This is a genomic window from Pseudonocardia sp. TRM90224, from assembly GCF_021245725.1.
Classification (GTDB): Bacteria; Actinomycetota; Actinomycetes; order Mycobacteriales; family Pseudonocardiaceae; genus Pseudonocardia.
Genome location: NZ_JAJGSX010000005.1, coordinates 61,241 through 80,990 on the forward strand (window position 1 = coordinate 61,241; position 19,750 = coordinate 80,990).

Annotated in this window: 18 protein-coding genes; 6 read left to right on the forward strand and 12 right to left on the reverse strand. The window is 71.5% G+C overall.

The window, feature by feature from the left end; translation table 11 throughout:
- Positions 1–72: 72 nt before the first annotated feature.
- The gene (gene ligD / locus LL648_RS09550; protein ID WP_232662103.1) at positions 73–1,098 is read right to left on the reverse strand and encodes a non-homologous end-joining DNA ligase; all 1,026 of its coding nucleotides are present in this window, start codon (positions 1,096–1,098) and stop codon (positions 73–75) included.
- A 30-nt stretch (positions 1,099–1,128) separates the two neighbouring features.
- Between ligD and LL648_RS09555 the strand changes: the two genes are divergently transcribed.
- Positions 1,129–1,449 carry a hypothetical protein gene (locus tag LL648_RS09555; RefSeq protein WP_232662104.1) on the forward strand — a complete coding sequence of 107 codons (321 nt, stop codon included), beginning with the start codon at positions 1,129–1,131 and terminating at the stop codon, positions 1,447–1,449.
- Positions 1,450–1,529: 80 nt separating this feature from the next.
- Here LL648_RS09555 and yidD read toward each other — a convergent pair whose 3' ends face one another.
- Positions 1,530–2,090, reverse strand: coding sequence for a membrane protein insertion efficiency factor YidD (gene yidD / locus LL648_RS09560; protein WP_232662105.1), 561 nt, complete (start codon positions 2,088–2,090; stop codon positions 1,530–1,532).
- Positions 2,091–2,218: 128 nt separating this feature from the next.
- Between yidD and msrB the strand changes: the two genes are divergently transcribed.
- Positions 2,219–2,638, forward strand: coding sequence for a peptide-methionine (R)-S-oxide reductase MsrB (gene msrB, locus LL648_RS09565; RefSeq protein WP_232662106.1), 420 nt, complete (start codon positions 2,219–2,221; stop codon positions 2,636–2,638).
- The gene (locus tag LL648_RS09570; protein WP_232662107.1) at positions 2,635–3,027 is read left to right on the forward strand and encodes a VOC family protein; all 393 of its coding nucleotides are present in this window, start codon (positions 2,635–2,637) and stop codon (positions 3,025–3,027) included. The genes msrB and LL648_RS09570 overlap by 4 nt, the downstream gene beginning before the upstream one ends.
- A 15-nt stretch (positions 3,028–3,042) precedes the next feature.
- On the opposite strand, the gene hemQ is transcribed toward LL648_RS09570, so the two are convergent.
- The 3 genes from hemQ to hemE are packed head-to-tail and all read right to left on the reverse strand — an operon-like array spanning position 3,043 to position 6,294.
- The gene (hemQ, locus tag LL648_RS09575) at positions 3,043–3,738 is read right to left on the reverse strand and encodes a hydrogen peroxide-dependent heme synthase (protein WP_232662108.1); all 696 of its coding nucleotides are present in this window, start codon (positions 3,736–3,738) and stop codon (positions 3,043–3,045) included.
- Between the two features lie 31 nt (positions 3,739–3,769).
- Positions 3,770–5,236 carry a protoporphyrinogen oxidase gene (gene hemG, locus LL648_RS09580; protein ID WP_232662109.1) on the reverse strand — a complete coding sequence of 489 codons (1,467 nt, stop codon included), beginning with the start codon at positions 5,234–5,236 and terminating at the stop codon, positions 3,770–3,772.
- Complete coding sequence (gene hemE, locus LL648_RS09585; RefSeq protein ID WP_232662110.1) at positions 5,233–6,294, reverse strand: uroporphyrinogen decarboxylase; 1,062 nt, start codon at positions 6,292–6,294, stop codon at positions 5,233–5,235. The genes hemG and hemE overlap by 4 nt, the downstream gene beginning before the upstream one ends.
- 105 nt (positions 6,295–6,399) lie before the next feature.
- Here hemE and LL648_RS09590 point away from each other — a divergent pair, with 105 nt between their 5' ends.
- The 3 genes from LL648_RS09590 to LL648_RS09600 all read left to right on the forward strand — a co-directional run bounded on the left by LL648_RS09590 (position 6,400) and on the right by LL648_RS09600 (position 9,159).
- Positions 6,400–6,978 (forward strand): DUF3000 domain-containing protein, encoded by a 579-nt coding sequence (locus tag LL648_RS09590; RefSeq protein WP_232662111.1) that lies wholly within the window; start codon positions 6,400–6,402, stop codon positions 6,976–6,978.
- A 307-nt stretch (positions 6,979–7,285) separates the two neighbouring features.
- A complete protein-coding gene (locus LL648_RS09595; RefSeq protein ID WP_232662112.1) occupies positions 7,286–7,939 on the forward strand; it encodes a LuxR C-terminal-related transcriptional regulator in 654 nt (217 codons plus the stop codon).
- A complete protein-coding gene (locus LL648_RS09600) occupies positions 7,936–9,159 on the forward strand; it encodes an HRDC domain-containing protein (protein WP_232662305.1) in 1,224 nt (407 codons plus the stop codon). Before LL648_RS09595 ends, LL648_RS09600 begins: the two co-directional genes overlap by 4 nt.
- Positions 9,160–9,626: 467 nt before the next feature.
- Here LL648_RS09600 and LL648_RS09605 read toward each other — a convergent pair whose 3' ends face one another.
- From LL648_RS09605 to LL648_RS45130, 7 genes are all read right to left on the reverse strand, one after another.
- Positions 9,627–10,751: a sensor histidine kinase gene (locus tag LL648_RS09605; RefSeq protein ID WP_232662113.1), complete on the reverse strand. Its 1,125-nt coding sequence runs from the start codon at positions 10,749–10,751 to the stop codon at positions 9,627–9,629.
- A 9-nt stretch (positions 10,752–10,760) separates the two neighbouring features.
- Positions 10,761–11,426: a response regulator transcription factor gene (locus tag LL648_RS09610; RefSeq protein WP_232662114.1), complete on the reverse strand. Its 666-nt coding sequence runs from the start codon at positions 11,424–11,426 to the stop codon at positions 10,761–10,763.
- Entirely contained in the window at positions 11,426–13,339 is a 1,914-nt protein-coding gene (gene dxs / locus LL648_RS09615; protein WP_232662115.1) for a 1-deoxy-D-xylulose-5-phosphate synthase, read from the reverse strand. The genes LL648_RS09610 and dxs overlap by 1 nt, the downstream gene beginning before the upstream one ends.
- A 97-nt stretch (positions 13,340–13,436) precedes the next feature.
- On the reverse strand, positions 13,437–14,705 hold the full coding sequence (locus LL648_RS09620; protein ID WP_232662116.1) for a GGDEF domain-containing protein: 1,269 nt from the start codon (positions 14,703–14,705) through the stop codon (positions 13,437–13,439).
- Between the two features lie 170 nt (positions 14,706–14,875).
- Positions 14,876–16,156 (reverse strand): GGDEF domain-containing protein, encoded by a 1,281-nt coding sequence (locus LL648_RS09625; RefSeq protein WP_232662117.1) that lies wholly within the window; start codon positions 16,154–16,156, stop codon positions 14,876–14,878.
- A 601-nt stretch (positions 16,157–16,757) separates the two neighbouring features.
- On the reverse strand, positions 16,758–18,227 hold the full coding sequence (locus LL648_RS09630; protein WP_232662118.1) for a sensor domain-containing diguanylate cyclase: 1,470 nt from the start codon (positions 18,225–18,227) through the stop codon (positions 16,758–16,760).
- 143 nt (positions 18,228–18,370) lie between these two features.
- Positions 18,371–19,672: a GGDEF domain-containing protein gene (locus LL648_RS45130; RefSeq protein ID WP_232662119.1), complete on the reverse strand. Its 1,302-nt coding sequence runs from the start codon at positions 19,670–19,672 to the stop codon at positions 18,371–18,373.
- Between the last annotated feature and the right edge of the window lie 78 nt (positions 19,673–19,750).

The window sequence follows — 19,750 nt, forward strand, 5'->3', positions numbered from 1 at the left end:
GCCACTTTCCGGCCCTCACAGGGCAGGAAAGTGGCTTTGCTGCCCTCCCCCAAGCAGGGGTGGGGCGCGGCGCTACTCCGCGGGTTGCGGGCGGGCGCGACTCGGCTGCACCCGCATCGGCTCCCCCGGCATCTTGGGGTATTCGGGCGGGTAGGGCAGGTCGCCGAGCCCGCGGTCGCGCTCGTCGGCGGCGTACCAGTCGAGCACCGCCTCGATCCCGCCCACGGCGCCGTCCATGTCGGCGTGCGGGTCGCCCTTCTCGGCGAAGAGCGCGGGCACCGTGCGGACGTCGAAGTCCTCGGGGTCGACGTCCGGCAGCGTCTCCCAGGTGAGCGGCATGGAGACGGTCGCGCGGGGGCGTCCGCGGACCGACCACGCCGAGGCCACCGTCCGGTCGCGGGCGGCCTGGTTGTAGTCGATGAACACGCGCTCGCCGCGCTCCTCCTTCCACCAGTCGACGGTCGCGCGCTCCGGCAGCCGCTCGGCCACCCGCCGCGCGATCGCGATCACGGCGTGCCGGACCTCGACGAACGACCACTCGGGGCGGATCCGCGCGAAGACGTGCACGCCGCGACCACCCGACGTCTTCGGCCAGCCGACCAGCCCGGCCTCGTCCAGCACCTCGTGCAGGACGGCCGCGACGGCGACGGCGTCGGCGAAATCGGTGCCCGGCTGCGGGTCCAGGTCGATGCGCAGCTCGTCCGGCCGGTCGGTGTCGGCGCGGCGCACCGGCCAGGGGTGGAAGTCGAACGTGCCCATGTTCGCCGCCCACAGCAGCACCGCGGGCTCGGTCGGGCAGAGCGACTCCGCGGTGCGCCCGCTCGGGAACGTCACCTTCGCGGTCTCGACGTAGTCCGGCGCGCCCTTCGGCAGCCGCTTGGCGTAGAACGGCTCGCCCTCGACGCCGTCGGGGTAGCGCTTGAGGTTCGTCGGACGCTCCCTGAGCACGCCGAACAGCGGCTCGGCCACCGCGGCGTAGTAATGCACGACCTCGCGCTTCGTGATCCCCCGCTCCGGGAAGTACACCTTGTCGGGGCTGGTCAGCCGCACTTCGCGGGTTCCGACCGGTACCAGCTCCACGGGTGCTTTGCTCGCCACGATGCGGACGGTACCGGTTACCCTCCCCACGTGGCCGAACATCACGACGCCGATCCCACGGGTAGGTCACAGCAGTCCAGGTCGGAGCAGTTCGACGACGAGCTGATCGGCCTCGACCCCGACGACCCCGAAGCGCAGGCGTTCGCCGAGCACCTCGACCGCATGCAACGCCAGACCCCCGCGTTCACCGTGGAGGGCTACCTCGAAGGTGTCGGCGACTTCGCCGACTCCGCGAACCGCGCCGAAGGCGGACGCCGGTGGGCCGCCGTGCTGATCGTGCTCGCACTGCTCGCCGTCGCCGCGTACCTCGTGTGGAACTCGCTCGTCTTCGTCGTCACCACCTGGCTGTAGGCCGAACTTCCCACCGTTTTGCCAACTTGCACACCCTCAAGGCCGTGCAGGTTGGCAAAACGGTGGGGAAGTTCGGCCCTTTACCCGCGGCCGCAGGCCCGCACGCGTTCGGCGGCGGCGCGCAGACCCCGCCGGACGCCCAGCGTCTCGACGGCGGTCAGGGCGTAGCTGCTGCAGTTCGGCGTGCTCGGGCAGCGCGGCGTGAACCGGCTCAACCAGCGCTGGTAGCCGCGGATCGCGGCCGTCGTCAGCCGGCCACGGCTCTCCGGCAGGACGACGGCGGCCAGCACCAGCAGCGCCGAGACCCGCAGCAGGAACGGGTTGCAGTCGCAGTCGCAGAAGTCGCAGCCGTCCTTGCCGCCGCCACCCCCGCTCCCACCGCCACCGGACGGGCCGTCGCCGCCCTTCCCGCCACCTGACGAACCACCCGAACCACCCGACGAGCCGCCCCCCGAGGGCCCGTCACCGCCCTTGCCGCCGCCGGACGACTTGCCGAAGCTCGGCATGTTGACCCCGTCCGACATCGACTCGGTCGCCGTCTCCTTAAGCTCGTCCTTGATCTCCTCGCGGCGTTCCTGCCGGCGCCTGCGCTCCTCCTCGCGGCGGCGCCGCTCCTCCGGCGTCAGCCCGTCCGGTTCCATGCACTTCCCCCTCCGTCGGGCGCCAGTATGCGAACCGGGCAGCAGCCGGACATGCGGGGGACTACGTAGATGTGAAGAACCACGAACGTCCCCGTGATCCGGCCGCGTTCGGACATAGTCTGGAAGGCATGGATCCCGTCGCCGAGCCCGCCGCGAAGGTCGTCAAGTCCGACGACGAGTGGCGCGAGCAACTGACCCCTGCCGAATACCAGGTCCTGCGCAAGGCAGGCACCGAGCGCCCCTTCACGGGCGAGTACACCGACACCAAGACCCAGGGTGTCTACACCTGCCGCGCCTGCGGTTTCGAGCTCTTCCGCAGCGAGACGAAGTTCGATTCGCACTGCGGCTGGCCGTCGTTCTTCACCCCGCTCGCCGGCGACGCCGTCATCGAGCGCACCGACATCAGCATGGGTATGAAGCGCGTGGAGGTGCTGTGCGCGAACTGCCACAGCCACCTCGGCCACGTCTTCGAGGGCGAGGGCTACGCCACCCCGACCGACCTGCGCTACTGCATCAACTCGATCTCGATCCGGCTGGTGCCTGCGTGAGCATTCGGATCCAGTGCGTCGTCGTCGACTCGAACGACCCCGACAAGCACGCCGCATTCTGGGCCGACGTGCTCGGCTGGCGGCGCACGCACGACACCCCTGACGAGGTCGCGCTGGAGCCGCCGGCCGGCAGCCCCGAGGATGGCGTCTCCCCTGACCTGCTGTTCGTGCGCGTGCCCGAGTCGAAGGCCGGCAAGAACCGGCTCCACCTCGACCTGCGCCCGACCGACCAAGCGGCAGAGGTCGCCCGGGTCGAGGCACTCGGCGCACAACGAACCTTCGTCGGTCAGCCCGACGATGCGTCGTTCGTCGTGATGGCCGACCCCGAGGGCAACGAGTTCTGCGTGCTGCGGCCGTTCACGCCCGAGGAGCTGGCGACGCTCCAGTGATCAGGGCAGCTGCGATCAGGGCAGCTGGGCGATGAGGTCACCGGGCTGCACGCGCGGCCCGGTGAAGAACGGCGTCTCCTCGCGGACGTGCCGGCGGGCGTCGGTGGCCCGCAGGTCGCGCATGAGGTCGACGATCCGGTCGAGCTTGTCGGCCTCGAACGCGAGGATCCACTCGTAGTCGCCGAGCGCGAACGCCGGCACGGTGTTGGCGCGTACGTCCGCGTAGCCCCGAGCGGCCTTGCCGTGCTCGGCGAGCATCGTGCGGCGCTCCTCGTCGGGGAGCAGGTACCAGTCGAGCGAGCGGACGAACGGGTACACGCACACGTACCCCTTCGGCTCCTCGCCCATGATGAACGAGGGCAGGTGGCTCTTGTTGAACTCCGCGGGACGGTGCAGCGCGACCTGACTCCAGACCGGCGCGCTCGCCCGCCCCAGCGCCGTGCTGCGCCGCCACGACGCGTAGGCGGCCTGCAGCGACTCGACGTGCTCCGCGTGCCACCAGATCATGTAGTCGGCGTCGGCGCGCATGCCGGCCAGGTCGTAGATCCCGCGCAGGGTGACGTCCTTGCCCGCGAGCGCCTCGAAGAACTCGGTGGCCTGCGCGGTGGCCTCGGTGCGGTCGTCGCCCAGCCGCCCCGGCTCGACCCGGAAGACCGACCACATGGTGTAGCGGATGGTGTCGTTCAGTGCGGCGTAGTCGAGTCGAGCCATGGCACCATGCTGCCACTCCGCGCCGCGCCGCTCACCCCACGGTCGTGAGTGACACAGCAAGCCGTTCCGCCGCGCCCCGAGCCGTCGCCACGCAGGCCGGCACACCCACCCCGTGCAACGCCGCGCCGACCACCGCGAGGCCGCCGGGGAGGCCGTCCTCGACGGCGCGCATGCGGTCGAGGTGGTGGACGCCGTACTGCGGTAGCCCGCCGCCCCACCGCTGGACGTGCACGTCGACGGGCTCGGCGGTGATCCCGGCGAGCGCGGCGAGGTCCTTGCGCACCCGCGCGACCAGCTCCGCGTCGTCGACCTGCAGCGACGCCGCCTCGCCGAACCGGCCCAGCGACGCCCGAAGCCGCACCGTGCCGTCCGCCCCGAGGTGCGCCCACTTGTTCGACGAGTGCGTGAACGCCTTCGCCGCGAGCGGCTCGCCCGTCGCGATCAGCAGGCCCGACGTCGGCGGCAACAACGCCGCGTCGGCCGCGCGGTAGGCCAGCCCGACCACGACGGACGACGCCAGCTCGACCTCCCCCGCAGCGGCGGCCGCGCCGGGAGCGACGCCGGCCAGCAGCTTCGCTGCGGCCGGCGCCGGCACGGCGAGCACCACGGCGTCGACATCGAGCAGCTCCGGGGACGTCGTTGGGCCGAGCACGAGCTGCCACCCGCTCGAGGTGCGGTGCAGCTCGCGGGCCGTCGTGCCGAGCCGGACGTCGGCGGCCGCGGCCTCGCGCAACGCGTCGAGCAGCACCCGGTAGCCGCCGCGGACGGCGCCGAACACCGGCGTGCCCGACGTTCCCGGCGCCACCTCCTCGCCCCGACTCGCCCGCGTGTCCGGCCCGACTCGCGCGCTCGGCGAGCCCGACTCGCGCGCGGGGGTGCCCCGACTCGCGGTGTCGGCGGCCGCCGTGAGGCTGGTCGCGCCCCCGTCCAGGGCCGCGGCCAGCGCCGGGATCGTGGCGCGCAGGCCGAGCGCGTCGACGCGGCCCGCGTACACGCCGCCGAGCAGCGGGTCGGCGAGCCGGTCGGGCAGCTCGTCGCCGAAGCGGGCGCGCAGCAACCCGCCGAGCGCGACGTCGGAACCCGGCTCCCAGCTCAGCGGCAGCCCGGGCTCGGCCGCAACAGCGGCCATTCCGGCCGTCGAGAGCAGCCCGTCGAGCCGCGCGGCGCTCGTCGGCACCCCCAGCAACGTCCCGGGCGGCAGCGGCCCGGTGCGCCCGCCTGCGCGCACGGAGGCGGCCGCGCCGGTCGGGTGCGTCTGCAGCGTGTCGAGACCCAGCTCGCGCAGCAGGGCCGGCACCTCGGGTCGCCTGGCCAGGAACGCCTCAGCGCCGACGTCGAACGGCATGCCGGCGAGCTCGACCGTGCGCAGGACCCCGCCGACCCGGTCGCGCTGCTCGAGCACGACGATCTCGGCGTCGGGCCCGAGCAGCGTGCGGAACCGGTGTGCGGCGGCCAGCCCGGAGATCCCGGCCCCGACGACCGCGACGCGTGCGCTCACGGCGTGAGGCTGTGCACCAGCTCGACCAGCCAGGTGAGGACGTCCGGATCCGTCGTCGGCAGCACGCCGTGGCCCAGGTTGAAGATGTGCCCGGGGGCGTGGCGCCCTTCGGCGACGATCCGGCGGGTCTCCGCCTCGATCGACGCGCGGTCGGCGAACAGCAGAGCCGGGTCGAGGTTGCCCTGGACGGGATACCGGCTGCCGGTGCGGCGCGCCGCCTCGTCGAGCGGGATCCGCCAGTCGACGCCCACGACGTCGGCGCCCGCCTCGCCCATCGCGGCGAGCAACTCGCCGGTGCCGACCCCGAAGTGGATGCGCGGCACGCCGGCGTCGGCGACCGCGGCGAGCACCCGGGCGGAGTGCGGCATGACGTACTCGCGGTAGTCGCGCTCCGACAGCGCGCCCGCCCATGAGTCGAAGAGCTGCACGGCGTCGACGCCCGCGCGGATCTGCTCGGTCAGGAACGTCGCGGTGGTCTCGGCGAGGTGGCCCATCAGGGCGTGCCACGCATCGGGAGCGGCATGCATGAGCGCCTTGGTGCGCTCGTGGTTGCGGCTCGGACCGCCTTCGATCATGTAGGAGGCCAGCGTGAACGGCGCGCCGGCGAAGCCGATCAGCGGTGTGCCGCCCAGCTCGCGCAGCAGCAGTCCGATGGCGTCGACGACCGGCGCGACCTGTTCGGCGTACAGCTCGGGCAGCGCGGCGACGTCGGCCGACGTGCGGATCGGGCGCGCGACGACCGGCCCGGTCCCGGGCACGATGTCGACCCCGACCCCCGCGGCGTAAAGCGGCACGACGATGTCGCTGAACAGGATCGCGGCGTCGACGCCGTGGCGGCGGACCGGCTGCAGCGTGATCTCGCTTACCAGCTCGGGTGTGAAGCAGGCCTGCAGCATCCCGGTGTCCGCGCGCAGCGCGCGGTACTCGGGCAGCGACCGGCCCGCTTGGCGCATGAACCACACCGGGACGTGCGACGGGGTGCCCCCGCGCGCCGCGACCAGTAGCGGAGCCGTCTCGAGCGAGCGGCGGGTGGCGGGCGGAGCAGCAAATGTGGCCATGGCCTGTTCATCATTCCACGGCGGCGCACCCGGCCGCGGCCCGGTCGCGGCCATCCCGGCGCGCCTGCCGGTCCCAGCACCACGATCGACCTAGAGTCCCGGCTCGTGTCCGACGCGAGCGCCCCACCACCCGAGTTCCGGCGCGCAGTCGAATCGATCAACGCGATGCGCCCACGACCCGAACTGTTCGTCTCAGCGCTCGACGCTCCGCCCCGGCTCGCGCCCTACACGTGGGCGTTCAGCGTCGAGGCCGACGCCGGCACGCCCGGGGCGGACCTCGACGAGCCCGACACGTCCGGCCGCCTGATCCTGCTGCACGACCCCGCAGGTCAGGACGCGTGGGAAGGGACGTTCCGATTCGTCTGCTTCGTCCAGGCCCGGCTGGAACCCGAGCAGCTCGGCGACGACATGCTACCCGTCGTCGGTTGGTCGTGGCTGACGGAGGCGCTGGAACACGCCGGCGCCGAGTACGTGGCGCTGGGCGGCACGGTCACACAGACGTCGTCGGTGCGGTTCGGCGACATCGCGGGACCGCGACGCGACGACGACGTCGAACTGCGCGCTTCGTGGACACCAACGGGTGAAGACCTCGCGCCACACGCGGAGGCCTTCTGCGAGATGGTCGCCGCCGCCGCGGGGCTGCCACCGGCCGGCGCGATTCCGTTGATCCACCGATCCGTCTGAATCGCCGTGTTCACCAGCACTTTCAGCGCTCGCCGTGATCACTTCGCTCACCCGGTCGGGTGGATCGGTATCGACAAGGCTGTAACTTTCACCCGGCCAAGTTCGATCCGATACACGACGTTAGACCGCTTGGGGGGCTAGGCTTCCTCCACGACACCTCCTCGAGCGGCCGGACGTCACCTCTCACCGCACGAGGTACTGGTGCGGGTCGGGGGGCAACGACCGACTCCAGGGAGGTAGTGACGTGGCCGTTGTGGGCCAGGGCGCACCCGTGCGCGGTACACCAGGTGCAGTGCTGTCGCCCGCGATGGTTCCGCACCCGCGGGAAGAGCTGTTCTCGGTGCTGGTGGTCGACGACCACCCGCTCCTTCGCGAGGCGATCGCCGCGCGACTGCGCTCGATGGGCGCAGGCACGGTCTACGAGGCGTCCTCGGTCGCCGAGGCAAGGGCCAGGGCACATGCCAACGGCCCGTGCGACCTGGCGATCCTCGATCTGGGCCTCCCCGATGGGAGTGGTCTCGATCTCGTGACCGAACTGCGTTCCCTCGGTTGGAACCGCCTCGTGGTGCTGGCATCGTCCGACGACCCGTACGCCGTCCGTTCGGCCTTCCAGGCCGGCGCACAGGCGTACCTGCTCAAGTCGGCGTCAGCGGCGATCGTGACCGACGGCGTGAAGCGCGTGCTCGACGGCGGCGTCTACGCCGACCCGACGGTCGCGCCGCTGCTCGCCACCGGCACCAGGGTGCCCGGCACCGACAACACCCCGCGCGAGCTGTCGGCGCGTGAGGTCGAGGTGCTGCAGCTCGTCGCCGACGGGCAGTCGAACAAGGAGATCGGCGAGGCGCTGAGCCTCTCCGCGCTCACCGTGAAGAGCCACCTCTCCCGGATCGGGCGCAAGCTCGGCACGGGCGACCGCGCCCAGATGGTGGCGTTGGCGATGCGTGCCGGGGTCATCCGCTGACCGAAGAACTACTGGACGCTCCCGCCTCACCGGTCCCGCTGCTGCGACCGGCTGACGGGCTGCCCGCTGTCGTCAAGGACCGCGCGCAGCTCGACCGGACCGCGCAGGAATTCGCGGCCGGTGACGGACCGATCGCCGTCGACGCGGAACGGGCCTCGGGCTTTCGCTATTCGCAACGCGCCTACCTCGTACAACTGCGTAGAGCCGGTGCGGGTACGGCCTTGGTCGATCCGATTCCGCTCGGCGGCGACCTGTCGCCGCTCGCCCCGGCGCTCACCGGTCCCGAGTGGGTGCTGCACGCGGCCAGCCAGGACCTGACCTGCCTCGCCGAGGTCGGCATCCAGCCGGAACGGCTCTTCGACACCGAGCTGGCCGGGCGGCTCGCCGGCCTGCCGCGGGTCGGGCTGGGGCCGCTGGTCGAGCAGCTGCTCGGGCTGACGTTGGAGAAGGGGCACGGCGCCGCCGACTGGTCGCGCCGGCCCCTCCCCGAGGACTGGCTCGTGTACGCCGCGCTCGACGTCGAGGTGCTCGTCGAGCTGCGGGACGTGCTGGCCGGGCTGCTCGCCGAGCAGGGCAAGCTCGAGTGGGCCGAGCAGGAGTTCGAGGCCGTGCGCACCGCGGGGCCGCCCGCGCCGCGCGCGGAGCCGTGGCGGCGGGTCTCCGGCATCCACAAGATCCGCAAGCCGCGGGCGCTGGCCGCCGTCAGGGCGTTGTGGGAGGCGCGCGACAAGCTCGCCGCCGAACGCGACATCGCCCAGGGCCGGGTGCTCCCGGACGCCGCGATCGTCGACGCCGCGCTCTCCGCGCCGCCGACGGCCCAGGCGCTCGCCGCGATGCCGGTGTTCCGCGGCCGGTCGCAGCGCCGGCTCACCAACTACTGGTTCGCTGCGCTCGCCCAGGCCGCCGCGCTCGAACCGAGCGGGCTGCCCGCCGCCAGCCCACCGAACGACGGCCCGCCGGCCGTCGCCCGCTGGGCCGACCGCGACCCCGACGCCGCCGCGCGCCTCGCCGCGGCCCGGGCCGTCCTGCTCGCGACCAGCGAGGAACGATCCGTCCCGGTCGAGAACCTGCTGCTCCCCGACCTGCTCCGACGCCTCTGCTGGACCCCGCCCCCCGACGGCGACATCCCCACCGCCCTCCGCAAGGGCGGCGCCCGGGAGTGGCAGATCGAGCTGCTGGCCGAGAAGCTCGACGCCGCCCTCCACACCACCGCCAAGTGAGTCGACACATCCAGCACGGCGAGTCGACACATCCAGCACGGTGAGTCGACAGTTCCAGCACGGCGAGTTCCACGTCTCAGTCGGCGAGTCCCACGTTTGGAGGGGCGAGTCCCACGTTTGGAGGGGCGAGTCCGACGCCTCGGCCGGCGAGTCCCACGTTTCGGCAAATGAGTGCCACGTTTCGGTCATCCGCCAACGCGGGACACGTCCACCAAGACGCGGGACACGCCGGCAGGAACGTGGGACACGCCAACCGAAACGCGGAACACGCCCGCCAAAACGCGGAACACGCCTACCGAAACGCGGGACACGCCCGCAGGAACGCGGGACACGCCCGCAGGAACGTGGGACTCGCCCGTAGGAACGTGGAACTCGCCCGCTGCAGCGCGGGACTCGCGCGATGGAACGTGGGACTCGCGCGCCGAAACGTGGGACACGCCCGCTGACGTTGGGGCGGGGGACTCGCGTCAGGGGGTGGCGGGGAGGCGGACCGTCACCGCGAGGCCGCCACCGGGGACGGGTTCGCCGTGCACCGCTCCCCCGTGCGCGACGGCGATCGCGCGGACGATCGAGAGGCCGAGGCCCGAGCCGGGCACCGGTCCGGTCCGCTCGACCGGACCGCGGCGGAACGGCTCGAACAGCTCGGCGACCCGGTCGGCGGGGATCTCGGCGCCGCTCGATGCCACCCGCAGCTCGCAGGTCTGCTCGAGCTGCCCCGTCGTGACCTCGATCCAGCCGCCGGGCACGTTGTGCCGCACGGCGTTCTCCAGCAGGTTCCCCGCCACCCGTTCCAGCAGCACGGCGTCGCCGCGCACCGGTGCGGGCGCGGTCCGCACGAGCACGCTGATGCCCCGCTGCGCCGCCTCCGAGCCGATCGCGCCCAGCGGCCGTACGACCATGTCCGCGAGGTCGGCGGGCTCCACCGACGTCAGCTCGGCGCCCTCGGTGTGCGCCAGCAGCAGCAATCCCGCGACGAGGTCGTCCGCGCGGCGGGTCGCGTCGCGCACGACGGCGCCCATCCGGCGCAGCTCCTCGATGTCGGCGTCGGGATCGGCGAGGGTGACGTCGACCTCGGTGCGCAGCACGGAGAGCGGCGTGCGCAGCTCGTGGCTCGCGTTCGCGACGAACCGCCGCTGCGCGTCGAACGCCGCCTGCAACCGGTCGAGCATCGCGTCGAAACCGGCGGCCAGCTCGGCGACCTCGCCGCGCGCGTCGCGGAGCCCGGTGCGCGTGTCCAGCGACTCGACGGTCAGCCGCCGCGCCGTCGCCGTCACGGCGTGCAGCGGCCCGAGCACCCTCCCGACGAGCCACCACGAGACCACCGCCGCGGCGATCACGACGAGCGGGAACGCCACCAGGCCGGCCCTGAGCACGTCGTTGCGCGCGGCCGCGCCGACCGCCTGCGAGAGCTGCTCGGCAGGCACCACGACATCCCCGACCCGCACGGTGCTGCCCGCCGGCAGCGACGGCAACGACCCCGCCACCCCGCCCACGAGCAGCCATCCGAGCCACAGGAGCAGCGCGCTGACCAGCGCCACCAGCGCGGTGCTGACCAGCGTGAGGCGAGGGCGGAGCCCGGTTCGGCCCGTCACACCGAGAACCTAGCCTGCCGCCGGCACCCGGTACCCCGCGCCGACCACGGTCTCGATCATCCCGGGCTCACCGAGCTTCTTGCGCAACGTCATGACGGTGACCCGCACGGTGGTCGTGAACGGGTCGGCGTTCTCGTCCCATACCCGCTCCAGCAGCTCCTCGCTGCTCACCACCGCCCCGGCGGCGGACAGCAGCACCTCCAGCACCCCGAACTCCTTGCGGGTCAGCTCGACGGGCCGACCCGACCGGTGGACGGTGCGCTTGGCGGGGTCGAGCTCGATGTCGCCCGCGACGAGCAGCGGCGGCACGGCCGGGGTCGCTCGCCGGCCCAGCGCGCGGCACCGCGCGACGAGCTCCGGGAAGTCGAACGGCTTGGCGAGGTAGTCGTCGGCGCCGCGGGAGAGCCCGTCGACCTTGTCGGCGAGCGTCCCGCTCGCGGTCAGCATCAGCACGCGGGTGGTGGAGCCGGAGGCAGCGATCTGGCCGCACAGCTCGTCGCCGCTCATACCGGGCAGGTCGCGGTCGAGCACGACGACGTCGTACCTGGTCACTACGCACTTCTCGTGGCCGCTGTCGCCGTCGTAGGCGACGTCGACGGCCATCCCCTCGCGTCGCAGCCCGCGGGCGACGGCGTCGGCGAGCGGCTGCTCGTCCTCGACGACCAGTACGCGCATCAGCGGGCCTGCTCCGAGTCGTGCTCGCGGACCGACGCGATCGCGGCCGCCCACTCGGTGACCCGCCGCGCGACGTCCTGCGCGGTCAGCCCGGCCGCGGCGAGCACGTCGGCGCGGCTGCCGTGGTCGAGGAACTCCTGCGGGATCGCGATGTCCCGCATCGGGACGTCGCACTCGGCGGCCCGCAGGACGTCGGCGAGCGCGGAGCCGAAGCCGCCGTGGCGCCCGCAGTCGGCGATCGAGACGACCAGGCGGTGCGACCGGGCCATGTCGACGAGCACCTGCGGCACGGGCAGCACCCACCGCGGGTCGACGACGGTGACGGCAACACCCTGCTGGGCCAGCCGCTGCGCCGCCGCGACCCCCAGCTCCCCGAACGCGCCGGCGCACACCATCAGCACGGTCGACTCGTCCTCGCCGACGGGCTCGTGCAGGATGTCGACGCCCTCCACCCTGCGGATCGCCGGCACCGACTCGATCACGGCGCCCTTCGGGAACCGCACGGCTGTCGGCCCGTCGTCGACGGCGACGGCCTCGGCCAGCTCCTCGCGCAGCGTCCCGGCGTCGCGCGGCGCGGCCACCCGCATGCCCGGCACGACCCCGAGGATCGACAGGTCCCACATCCCGTTGTGCGAGGGACCGTCGTTGCCGGTGACGCCCGCCCGGTCGAGCACCAGCGTGACGGCCTGGCGGTGCAGCGCGACGTCCATCATCAGCTGGTCGAACGCCCGGTTCAGGAACGTCGAGTAGAGCGCCACGACCGGGTGCAGCCCGCCGTGCGCGAGCCCGGCCGCGCTGGTGAGCGCGTGCTGCTCGGCGATGCCGACGTCGATGCACCGGTCGGGGTAGGCCTCGGAGAACGGCACGAGGCCGGTCGGGCCGAGCATCGCGGCGGTGATCGCAACGACGTCGGGGCGCCGGGCGCCGATCTTCACCATCTCCTCGGCGAACACGCTCGTCCAGCCGACGGAGGGCGGCGCGGTGGGCAGCCCGGTCTCGGGGTCGAACGCCGGCGGGCTGTGCATCTGCTCCGCGACGTCGTTCTCGGCCGGCGGGTAGCCGTTGCCCTTGCGGGTGACGGCGTGCACGATCACTGGCCCGCCGAAGCGCTTCGCCCGGCGCAGCGCCGACTCCATGGCCCTGATGTCGTGGCCGTCGATGGGGCCGAAGTACTTGATCCCGAGGTCGGAGAACAGCTCCTGCGGGCTCAGCGCGTCCTTGACGCCCGCCTTGACCGCGTGCACGCCCGCGTAGAGCGCGCTGCCGACGACCGGGGTGCGGCGCAGCGCCTGCTTGCCGGCGTCGAGCACCCGCTCGTAGCCGGGCTGGAGCCGGAGGGTGGCGAGGCGGTCGGCGACACCGCCGATGGTCGGGGCGTAGGAGCGGCCGTTGTCGTTCACGACGATCACGACGTTGCGGTCGCGGCTCGCGGCGATGTTGTTCAGCGCTTCCCACGCCATGCCGCCGGTCAGCGCGCCGTCGCCGATCACCGCGACGACGTGCCGGTCCTGGTTCGTGAGGGCGTAGGCGCGCGCGATGCCGTCGGCCCACGACAGCGAGGTGGACGCGTGGCTGTTCTCGACGTGGTCGTGCTCGCTCTCGGCGCGGCAGGGATAGCCGGCGAGCCCGCCCGTCTTCTTGAGCTGCTCCCAGCCGTCCTGGCGGCCGGTGAGCATCTTGTGGACGTAGGCCTGGTGGCCGGTGTCCCAGATCAGCGTGTCGTGCGGAGAGTCGAAGACCCGGTGCAGCGCGATGGTGAGCTCGACGACGCCGAGGTTGGGGCCGAGGTGCCCGCCGGTGCGGGCCACCGAATTGATCAGCTTGCGGCGGATCTCGGCGGCGAGCGTGACGAGCTGCTCCAGATCGAGCTTCTTCAGGTCGGCCGGCCCAAGAACGGATCGCATAACCATCACCCGCCCAGCTTACGGAAGGTCGCCGAGCGCAGGCCTTCCTCCGGTGTTCCCGCGGTCTTCAGCCTGGTCGCGGCCCTTGCGGTGATCAACTCCCGGCTCAGCTCGTTGCCGCTCGCGATGCCTCTCCCGTGCGCTGCACGGGAATCTCGGCCGCACCGGCGATGCGGACGAGGTTGCGGCCGGCCCGCTTCGCGGCGTACAGCGACGCGTCGGCGGCCTTGAGCACCTGGTCGAGCGCCGTGCCGTCGGCGGGGACGGTCGCGCCGCCGACCGAGATCGACAGCCCGGTGATCGTCAGCGCGCCGTCGGCGGTGTCGACCGTAACGTCGAGGCGAGCGACGGTCGCGCGGAGGCGTTCGGCGACCTTCGCCAGCTCGGCGCGCCCGGGCGGGCCGAGGGGCAGGTCGGGCAGCAGCACGACGAACTCCTCGCCGCCGAACCTGCCGACCACGTCCTGTTCGCGCACCACCGACTGCAGCGACGACGCGACCGCGACGAGCACGTCGTCGCCCGCGAGGTGGCCGTAGTCGTCGTTGACGTGCTTGAAGTGGTCGAGATCGAGGATCAGCACCGCGGCGCCGCCAACACCGCGCTGGACCCGGCGCACGGCCCGCGCGGCCTGGGTCTGCCACGCGGCGGCGTTGAGCAGGCCGGTCTTGCCATCGGTGCTGGCCTCTTCCTCCAGCTGCCGCACGAGCACCGCCCGGTGCAGCACGAGTATCGGCGGCAGCGCCATCACGATCAGTCCGGGCGTCGCCTGGAGCGCGACGGCGGCGAGCGCGCCCATGCAGAGGGTCGCGATCTCGAGCGCGTTGTCGTCGAGCCTGCCGATGAGGTCGCGGACGCTCACCCCCTCGGTGCTGCTGAGCGCGATCGCGGCCGCGACGAGCACGGTGTTGACCCCGACGTAGATCACGACGGCGGCGCAGACGCCCAGAACGCCCGCCATGTCCGTCGGGTCGCCCGGCAGCCCACCCGCCCGCTCGACGGCCGTGTGGGCCGCGGTCGCGGCGAGCACGACCGTCGCGGTGGTGTAGACGTGCCGGTAGAGCGGGACCTTCGCGGGCCGCCACACACGCTGCCAGAGGTGCGCGTAGACGACGATGATCACTGCGGAGGCGAGGATCGGCGGGAGCAGCAGCGCGGCGGCGAAAGTCCAGACGGAACTGAGGTCGAAGTAGGACGTTTCGGCCGTCCGCCTGCGGATGCGCTCGATGCCAGTGGCCAGCTCCGTATGCACGATGCTCAGCAGCGCGACGAACGCGGCGAGCGCGAACCCGGCCGTCGGCGGCGCTGCGAGGGCCTCCCCCGCGATCACCGCGATGGCGGCGCCCTCGACGACGAGGACCCCCACGACAGCGCGCATGGGGAGCTTCCAGAGTGCCCAACCCGGGGAGACAGGGACCGCCGGAGCGCTCACGTCCGCGTCCCTCCTCCCGACTTGCAACGGTGTTACTCGGCGAGGTTAGTGAGCCCCACGAGGTGTGTCAGGGGGGATCTGATCGCTCATCGGGGTGGACATGAGTGCACGTGCAGTCACTGTCCGTCAACAGTGTGCTCGGCGACATCACCCGGCAACGGGGGCCGCACAGCGTGCTCCTTGGCCGGGACGTCGTGGCTCATCCGCACGACGTTGCGGCCCGCACGCTTGGCCGTGTAGAGGGCGGCGTCGGCGAGCTGGAGCAATGAGCGCAGGTCAGCGCCGTCGCGAGGATGCACCGCTCCCCCGACCGAGACGCTCAGTCCCGCCACCGTGAGCGGCCCGTCGGCCGTCGGGATCTCCACCCGCAGCCCCGCCACCCGCCGCCGGATCCGCTCGGCCACGACGGAGAGGTCACGCTCCCCGTGCTCCAATCCAGCGAGGAGCACCACGAACTCCTCCCCACCGAACCGGCCGACCAGATCCTGGTCGCGCACCTCGGCGCGCAACGCGTCCGCCACCGCAGCGAGCACATGATCGCCCGCCACGTGGCCATGGGTGTCGTTGACCATCTTGAAGTGGTCGAGGTCGAGCACGAGGACGGCACGGAGATCGCTCTTGCGGGTCACCTTCCGCAGCTCCCGCTCCGCCTCCCGGTGCCAGGCCGCGGCGTTCAGGAGGCCGGTCTTGCTGTCGGTGCTGGCGGCCTGCTCCAGCTCACGCACGAGCACGGAGCGGTGCAGGACGAGCAAAGGTGGAAGGACGAGCAGGACGAGCCACGGGTTGATGACGAGCGCGGTGGCGACGAGCGCACCCAGCGCTAGGGTCGAGAGCTCCAAGAGGTTGTCGTCCCAGTGCCCGACCATCGTGCTGAGCCTCGGTTGCGGGCTGCTCATCGCGATGGCTCCGGCGATCAGCGCCGTGTTGATCGTCGTGAAGCACAGCAATGCCAACACGATCGCAAATATGTCCGCACCCGCGAAGGTGGCCCCGTTGCTGATGTTGGCGGAGACGAGGGACGCCCCCAGCGCCGCGAGCACCATTGTCGAAGTGGTGAAGACGTTCCGGTAGCAGGGAATCCGCGGTCGTCCGGTGCGGAGCCAAATCTGGAACTGAACGATGATCACGATCGGGACCGTGAGCACCGGTGGCAGAACGAGCGCCGCAGCGAAGATCCATACCGAACTCAGGTCGATGTAGTGCGGTAGCGCGATACGCCGCCTCGTCCGTTCCACCCGCATCGCGCCCTCGGTGTGCGCCAGTGCGAGCGCCAGGAGCAGCCCTGCACGCATGAGGTCGTCGCCGCTGGACAGGGGCCGTGCGAGGACCGCGACGGCGATCAGCCCGACCGTCGTCAGCTCCACCAGCAGGATCGAGGTGACGAGGTGGCGCGGCATCTCCCAGATCGGCCAGCTGCGGGCATGCCAGAAACGAATGGGCGCATTCGATCTCGACTGATCGGCGGCATCGTGCGGCATGTGAACCCTAACCCGGGAGAGCGTCGACGGCGATCTTAATGCACGGGGCGCAGTTCGTCACTGCGACGAATCGGTCAGTGCCGCCGCGTGACAATATGACGACGTTCTATACAAATAAAGTGATCTTGCCCACGTTGCCGCCCAGGGGCGCGCCGACGAGGCCGGCGGCCAGCCACGTTGCTGGGGACGGGTCACCACGCACCCGCGTCGGGAATCGGATGCTTCTCGGCGACCAGATCAAGGAGAGGAGAACGCCATGAGCGGACACGGCTGGGGCTGAGCTCGACCACGCCACACAACCTACGGAACCGGAGGGAGAGCGCAATGAGCGGACACGGCTGGGGCTGAACACATCACACCCGAACCGACGAACCGGAAGGAGAACGCCATGAGCGGACACGGCTGGGGCTGAAGACAACCCATCACAACCACGAAAGCCGGCGAGACAGCCGTGCACAGCTTCGTCGCTCCGTGCACATGATCCAACGTGTGCACGGGCCATCGAAGCTGTGCACGGTCGTCAGCGGCCGAAGCGCACGTCCTCGCCCGTCCATGAACGCGGCGGTCCGGTCGTGCTCATCCGGACGGCGTTGCGTCCGGCCCGCTTCACCGCGTACAGCGCCGAGTCTGCTACCTGCAGCAGTGCGCGCAGGTCATGCCCGTCTCGCGGATGGACGGAGCCGCCGACGGAGACGCTGAGACCTTCGACGGTCAGCGGACCGTCCGCCGTCGGAACCTCGACCTGCAGATCCGCGACCCGCCGCCGGATCCGCTCCGCGACGAACGCCAGTTCCTGCTCGGCGTCCGCCGCGGCGGTGAGGAGCACGACGAACTCCTCACCGCCGAACCGACCCACCAGGTCCTGGCTACGGACCTCGGCTTGCAGAACGCTCGCAACGGCCGCGAGCACCTGATCTCCGGCGAGATGGCCGTGCGAGTCGTTGACTTCTTTGAAGTGGTCGAGATCGAGCACCAGCACGGCACGTATCTCATCCCGCCGAGACCGCTTGCTCAGGCGCTGCTCGGCTCGAGTGTGCCAGGCAGCAGCGTTGAGCAACCCGGTCTTGCCGTCCGTCGTCGCCGCCTCTTCGAGGTGGCGCACGAGAACGGCCCGGTGCAGCACGAGGAGCAGCGGCAGGACCAGCAGGACGAGCCAGGGATTGACCATCAGAACGGTCGCCACCAGCGCTCCGAGCGACAGCATGGCGACCTCGAGCACGTTGTCGTCCCAATGCCCGACCATCGTCGAGACTGAGGGATCGGGCGTGCTCAACGCGATCGCGCCGGCAACGAGCGCCGTGTTCACGGCGGTGAAGACGAGCAGGGCGAGCAGCATGCCGAGCAGATCCGGGTCGACGTGCTCCGCCCGCTCGTGGATGCGCTCCGTCACACCGGCGGCCGCGAGGCAGGCCAGGACCATCGTCGCGGTGGTGAATGCGTTCCGGTAGTAGGGAACCCGCGGCCGAGCGGTCCTGATCCAAATATGGAGCTGCAGCACCACCGCCAGCAGAACGGCGAGCACCGGCGGAAGAACGAGGGCGCCCGCGAAGATCCAGACCGAGGTCATGTTGATGTAGTGCGGTATCGAGACCCGCCGCCGCACGCGTTCGGTGCGCGCGACGCATTCCGTATGCACGAGGCCGAGCCCGACGAGCAGCGCCCCCCTGAACAGGTCGTCGTACTCGGGGGCGCTACCGCTCACGACGTGCAGCGCTGTGAGGCCCAGCGCGACCAGCTCGACGAGCACGATCGACACGACCAGGTGCAGCGGCATCTCCCAGATCGACCAGGCGTGGACCCGCCAGGGCCGATCGGGGTTCTTCGCTATGCGCTGTTCGGCTGGCTCTTGCGACATCTGGACCCTACTTCGGAGGTATGTCGGGCGAGCGTAGTCCAATTTGCGTACCCAGTCACACGATGGATTGGATCGGCTTCGATGAGTGACAATGAATTCGTCGAATCTGCTGAAATTCGTCCGACGCACACACATGGCCGATTCGGTCGCAACACTCCGCTACCAACGACTACGGAAAGGAGCCGGCCATGCGCGGACACGACTGGGGATGAGCCTCCACCCACTGAGCGTGGACCGCTCCCCGCGCGAGCGGTCCACGAACGGCATCGGCGCCCGGCTCACGCCGGCGCGTTGATCCGCACGGTGTTGCGCCCGGCGCTCTTGGCCGCGAAGAGGGCGGCGTCGGCCCGCTGCAGCAACGACCGGAGATCGACGCCGTCCTCGTGCTGAACGGCTGCACCGATGGAGACGGTCAGGCCCGGCAGCGCCGCCGGACCGTCCGGAGCGTCGAACTCGACCCGCAGCGCCGCGAGCCGTCGCCGGATCCGCTCGGCCACCGCGAGCGGGAACGGCTCGCCGTTGGGCGTGGTGCCGAGGAGCACGACGAACTCCTCACCTCCGAAGCGCCCGACGAGATCCTGCTGGCGAAGCTCGCCGCGCAACGCTGCGGCCACGGCGGCGAGCACATGGTCACCGACGAGGTGTCCGTGCGTGTCGTTCACCGCCTTGAAGTGGTCGAGATCGAGCACGAGCACGGCGCGGCGGCCACCGCGAGGCAACGGACCCCGCACGAGCTGCGCCGCGTCCGCCTGCCACGCCTGCGCATTCAGCAGGCCCGTCTTCGGGTCGGTCCTGGACGATTCGGCGAGCTCGCGCACGAGCACAGATCGGTGCAGGACGAGCAACGGTGGCAACACGAACAGCACCAGCAGCGGTTGTAGCGTCATCGCCGCGGCTACGAGTGCGCCGAGTACCAGACCGCAGATCTCCAGCAGGTTCTCGTCCCACCGCCCCAGCGTCGTGGCGAGGGTCGGACGCGGCGAGCTGACAGCGATGGCGCCCGCGACGAGGCCGGTGTTGATCGTTGTGTAGACGAGTATCGCGAGGCCGGATGCGAACACCGGCATCGAGCCGTTCGGGGTCCCTGTCCCCGCCCACCTGGCGACGGCGCCGGCCGCGAGCGCAGCGAGGACGATCGTCGCAACGGTGAACAGCTGGCGGTACCGCGGCCGCAGCCGACCGCGACGCCACCAGCTGTAGAGGTCGACGACCACCACGTGCGCGGCGGCGAGGAGCGGGGAAAGCAGAAGGCTCGCCGCGAAGGTCCAGACCGACAACAGATCGATGAAGACCACGTCGGGTGTCCGCCGCCGCGCGCGCTCGTACCCTTCGATGCGTAGACCGAACTCGACGTGCAAGAGCCCCAGCGCCGTGAGGATCGCGGTCCACCCGATTTGCGTCGGTTCGAAGCCGTCGGGCACCGTCACGACAACAGCGATGACGAGCGCGACACCGGCCACCACGTCGACGGCGACGACGAGGGCGATCGCCCCGAGGGGCAGGCCACCGAAGGTGGAGTCCCTCGTCCTCTCCGACCTACCGCCCGGCGGTCCCGGCCTGTCCGAAGCACTCGATGCCACGGCCATGATCTCCCTCGACGACGCGGAGATCCATTGTGCACGCCTGAGTACCAGCGTGGAATGCGACCCAACACTCAT

Excerpts from the sequence above, each read along its gene's own strand:
- yidD (WP_232662105.1), bottom strand. The coding sequence starts at position 2,090 with ATGGAACCGGACGGGCTGACGCCGGAGGAGCGGCGCCGCCGCGAGGAG.
- msrB (WP_232662106.1), top strand. The coding sequence starts at position 2,219 with ATGGATCCCGTCGCCGAGCCCGCCGCGAAGGTCGTCAAGTCCGACGAC.
- hemQ (WP_232662108.1), bottom strand. The coding sequence starts at position 3,738 with ATGGCTCGACTCGACTACGCCGCACTGAACGACACCATCCGCTACACC.
- hemE (WP_232662110.1), bottom strand. The coding sequence starts at position 6,294 with ATGGCCACATTTGCTGCTCCGCCCGCCACCCGCCGCTCGCTCGAGACG.
- LL648_RS09595 (WP_232662112.1), top strand. The coding sequence starts at position 7,286 with ATGGTTCCGCACCCGCGGGAAGAGCTGTTCTCGGTGCTGGTGGTCGAC.
- LL648_RS09610 (WP_232662114.1), bottom strand. The coding sequence starts at position 11,426 with ATGCGCGTACTGGTCGTCGAGGACGAGCAGCCGCTCGCCGACGCCGTC.
- LL648_RS09620 (WP_232662116.1), bottom strand. The coding sequence starts at position 14,705 with ATGCGCGCTGTCGTGGGGGTCCTCGTCGTCGAGGGCGCCGCCATCGCG.
- LL648_RS09625 (WP_232662117.1), bottom strand. The coding sequence starts at position 16,156 with ATGCCGCGCCACCTCGTCACCTCGATCCTGCTGGTGGAGCTGACGACG.
- LL648_RS09630 (WP_232662118.1), bottom strand. The coding sequence starts at position 18,227 with ATGTGTGTGCGTCGGACGAATTTCAGCAGATTCGACGAATTCATTGTC.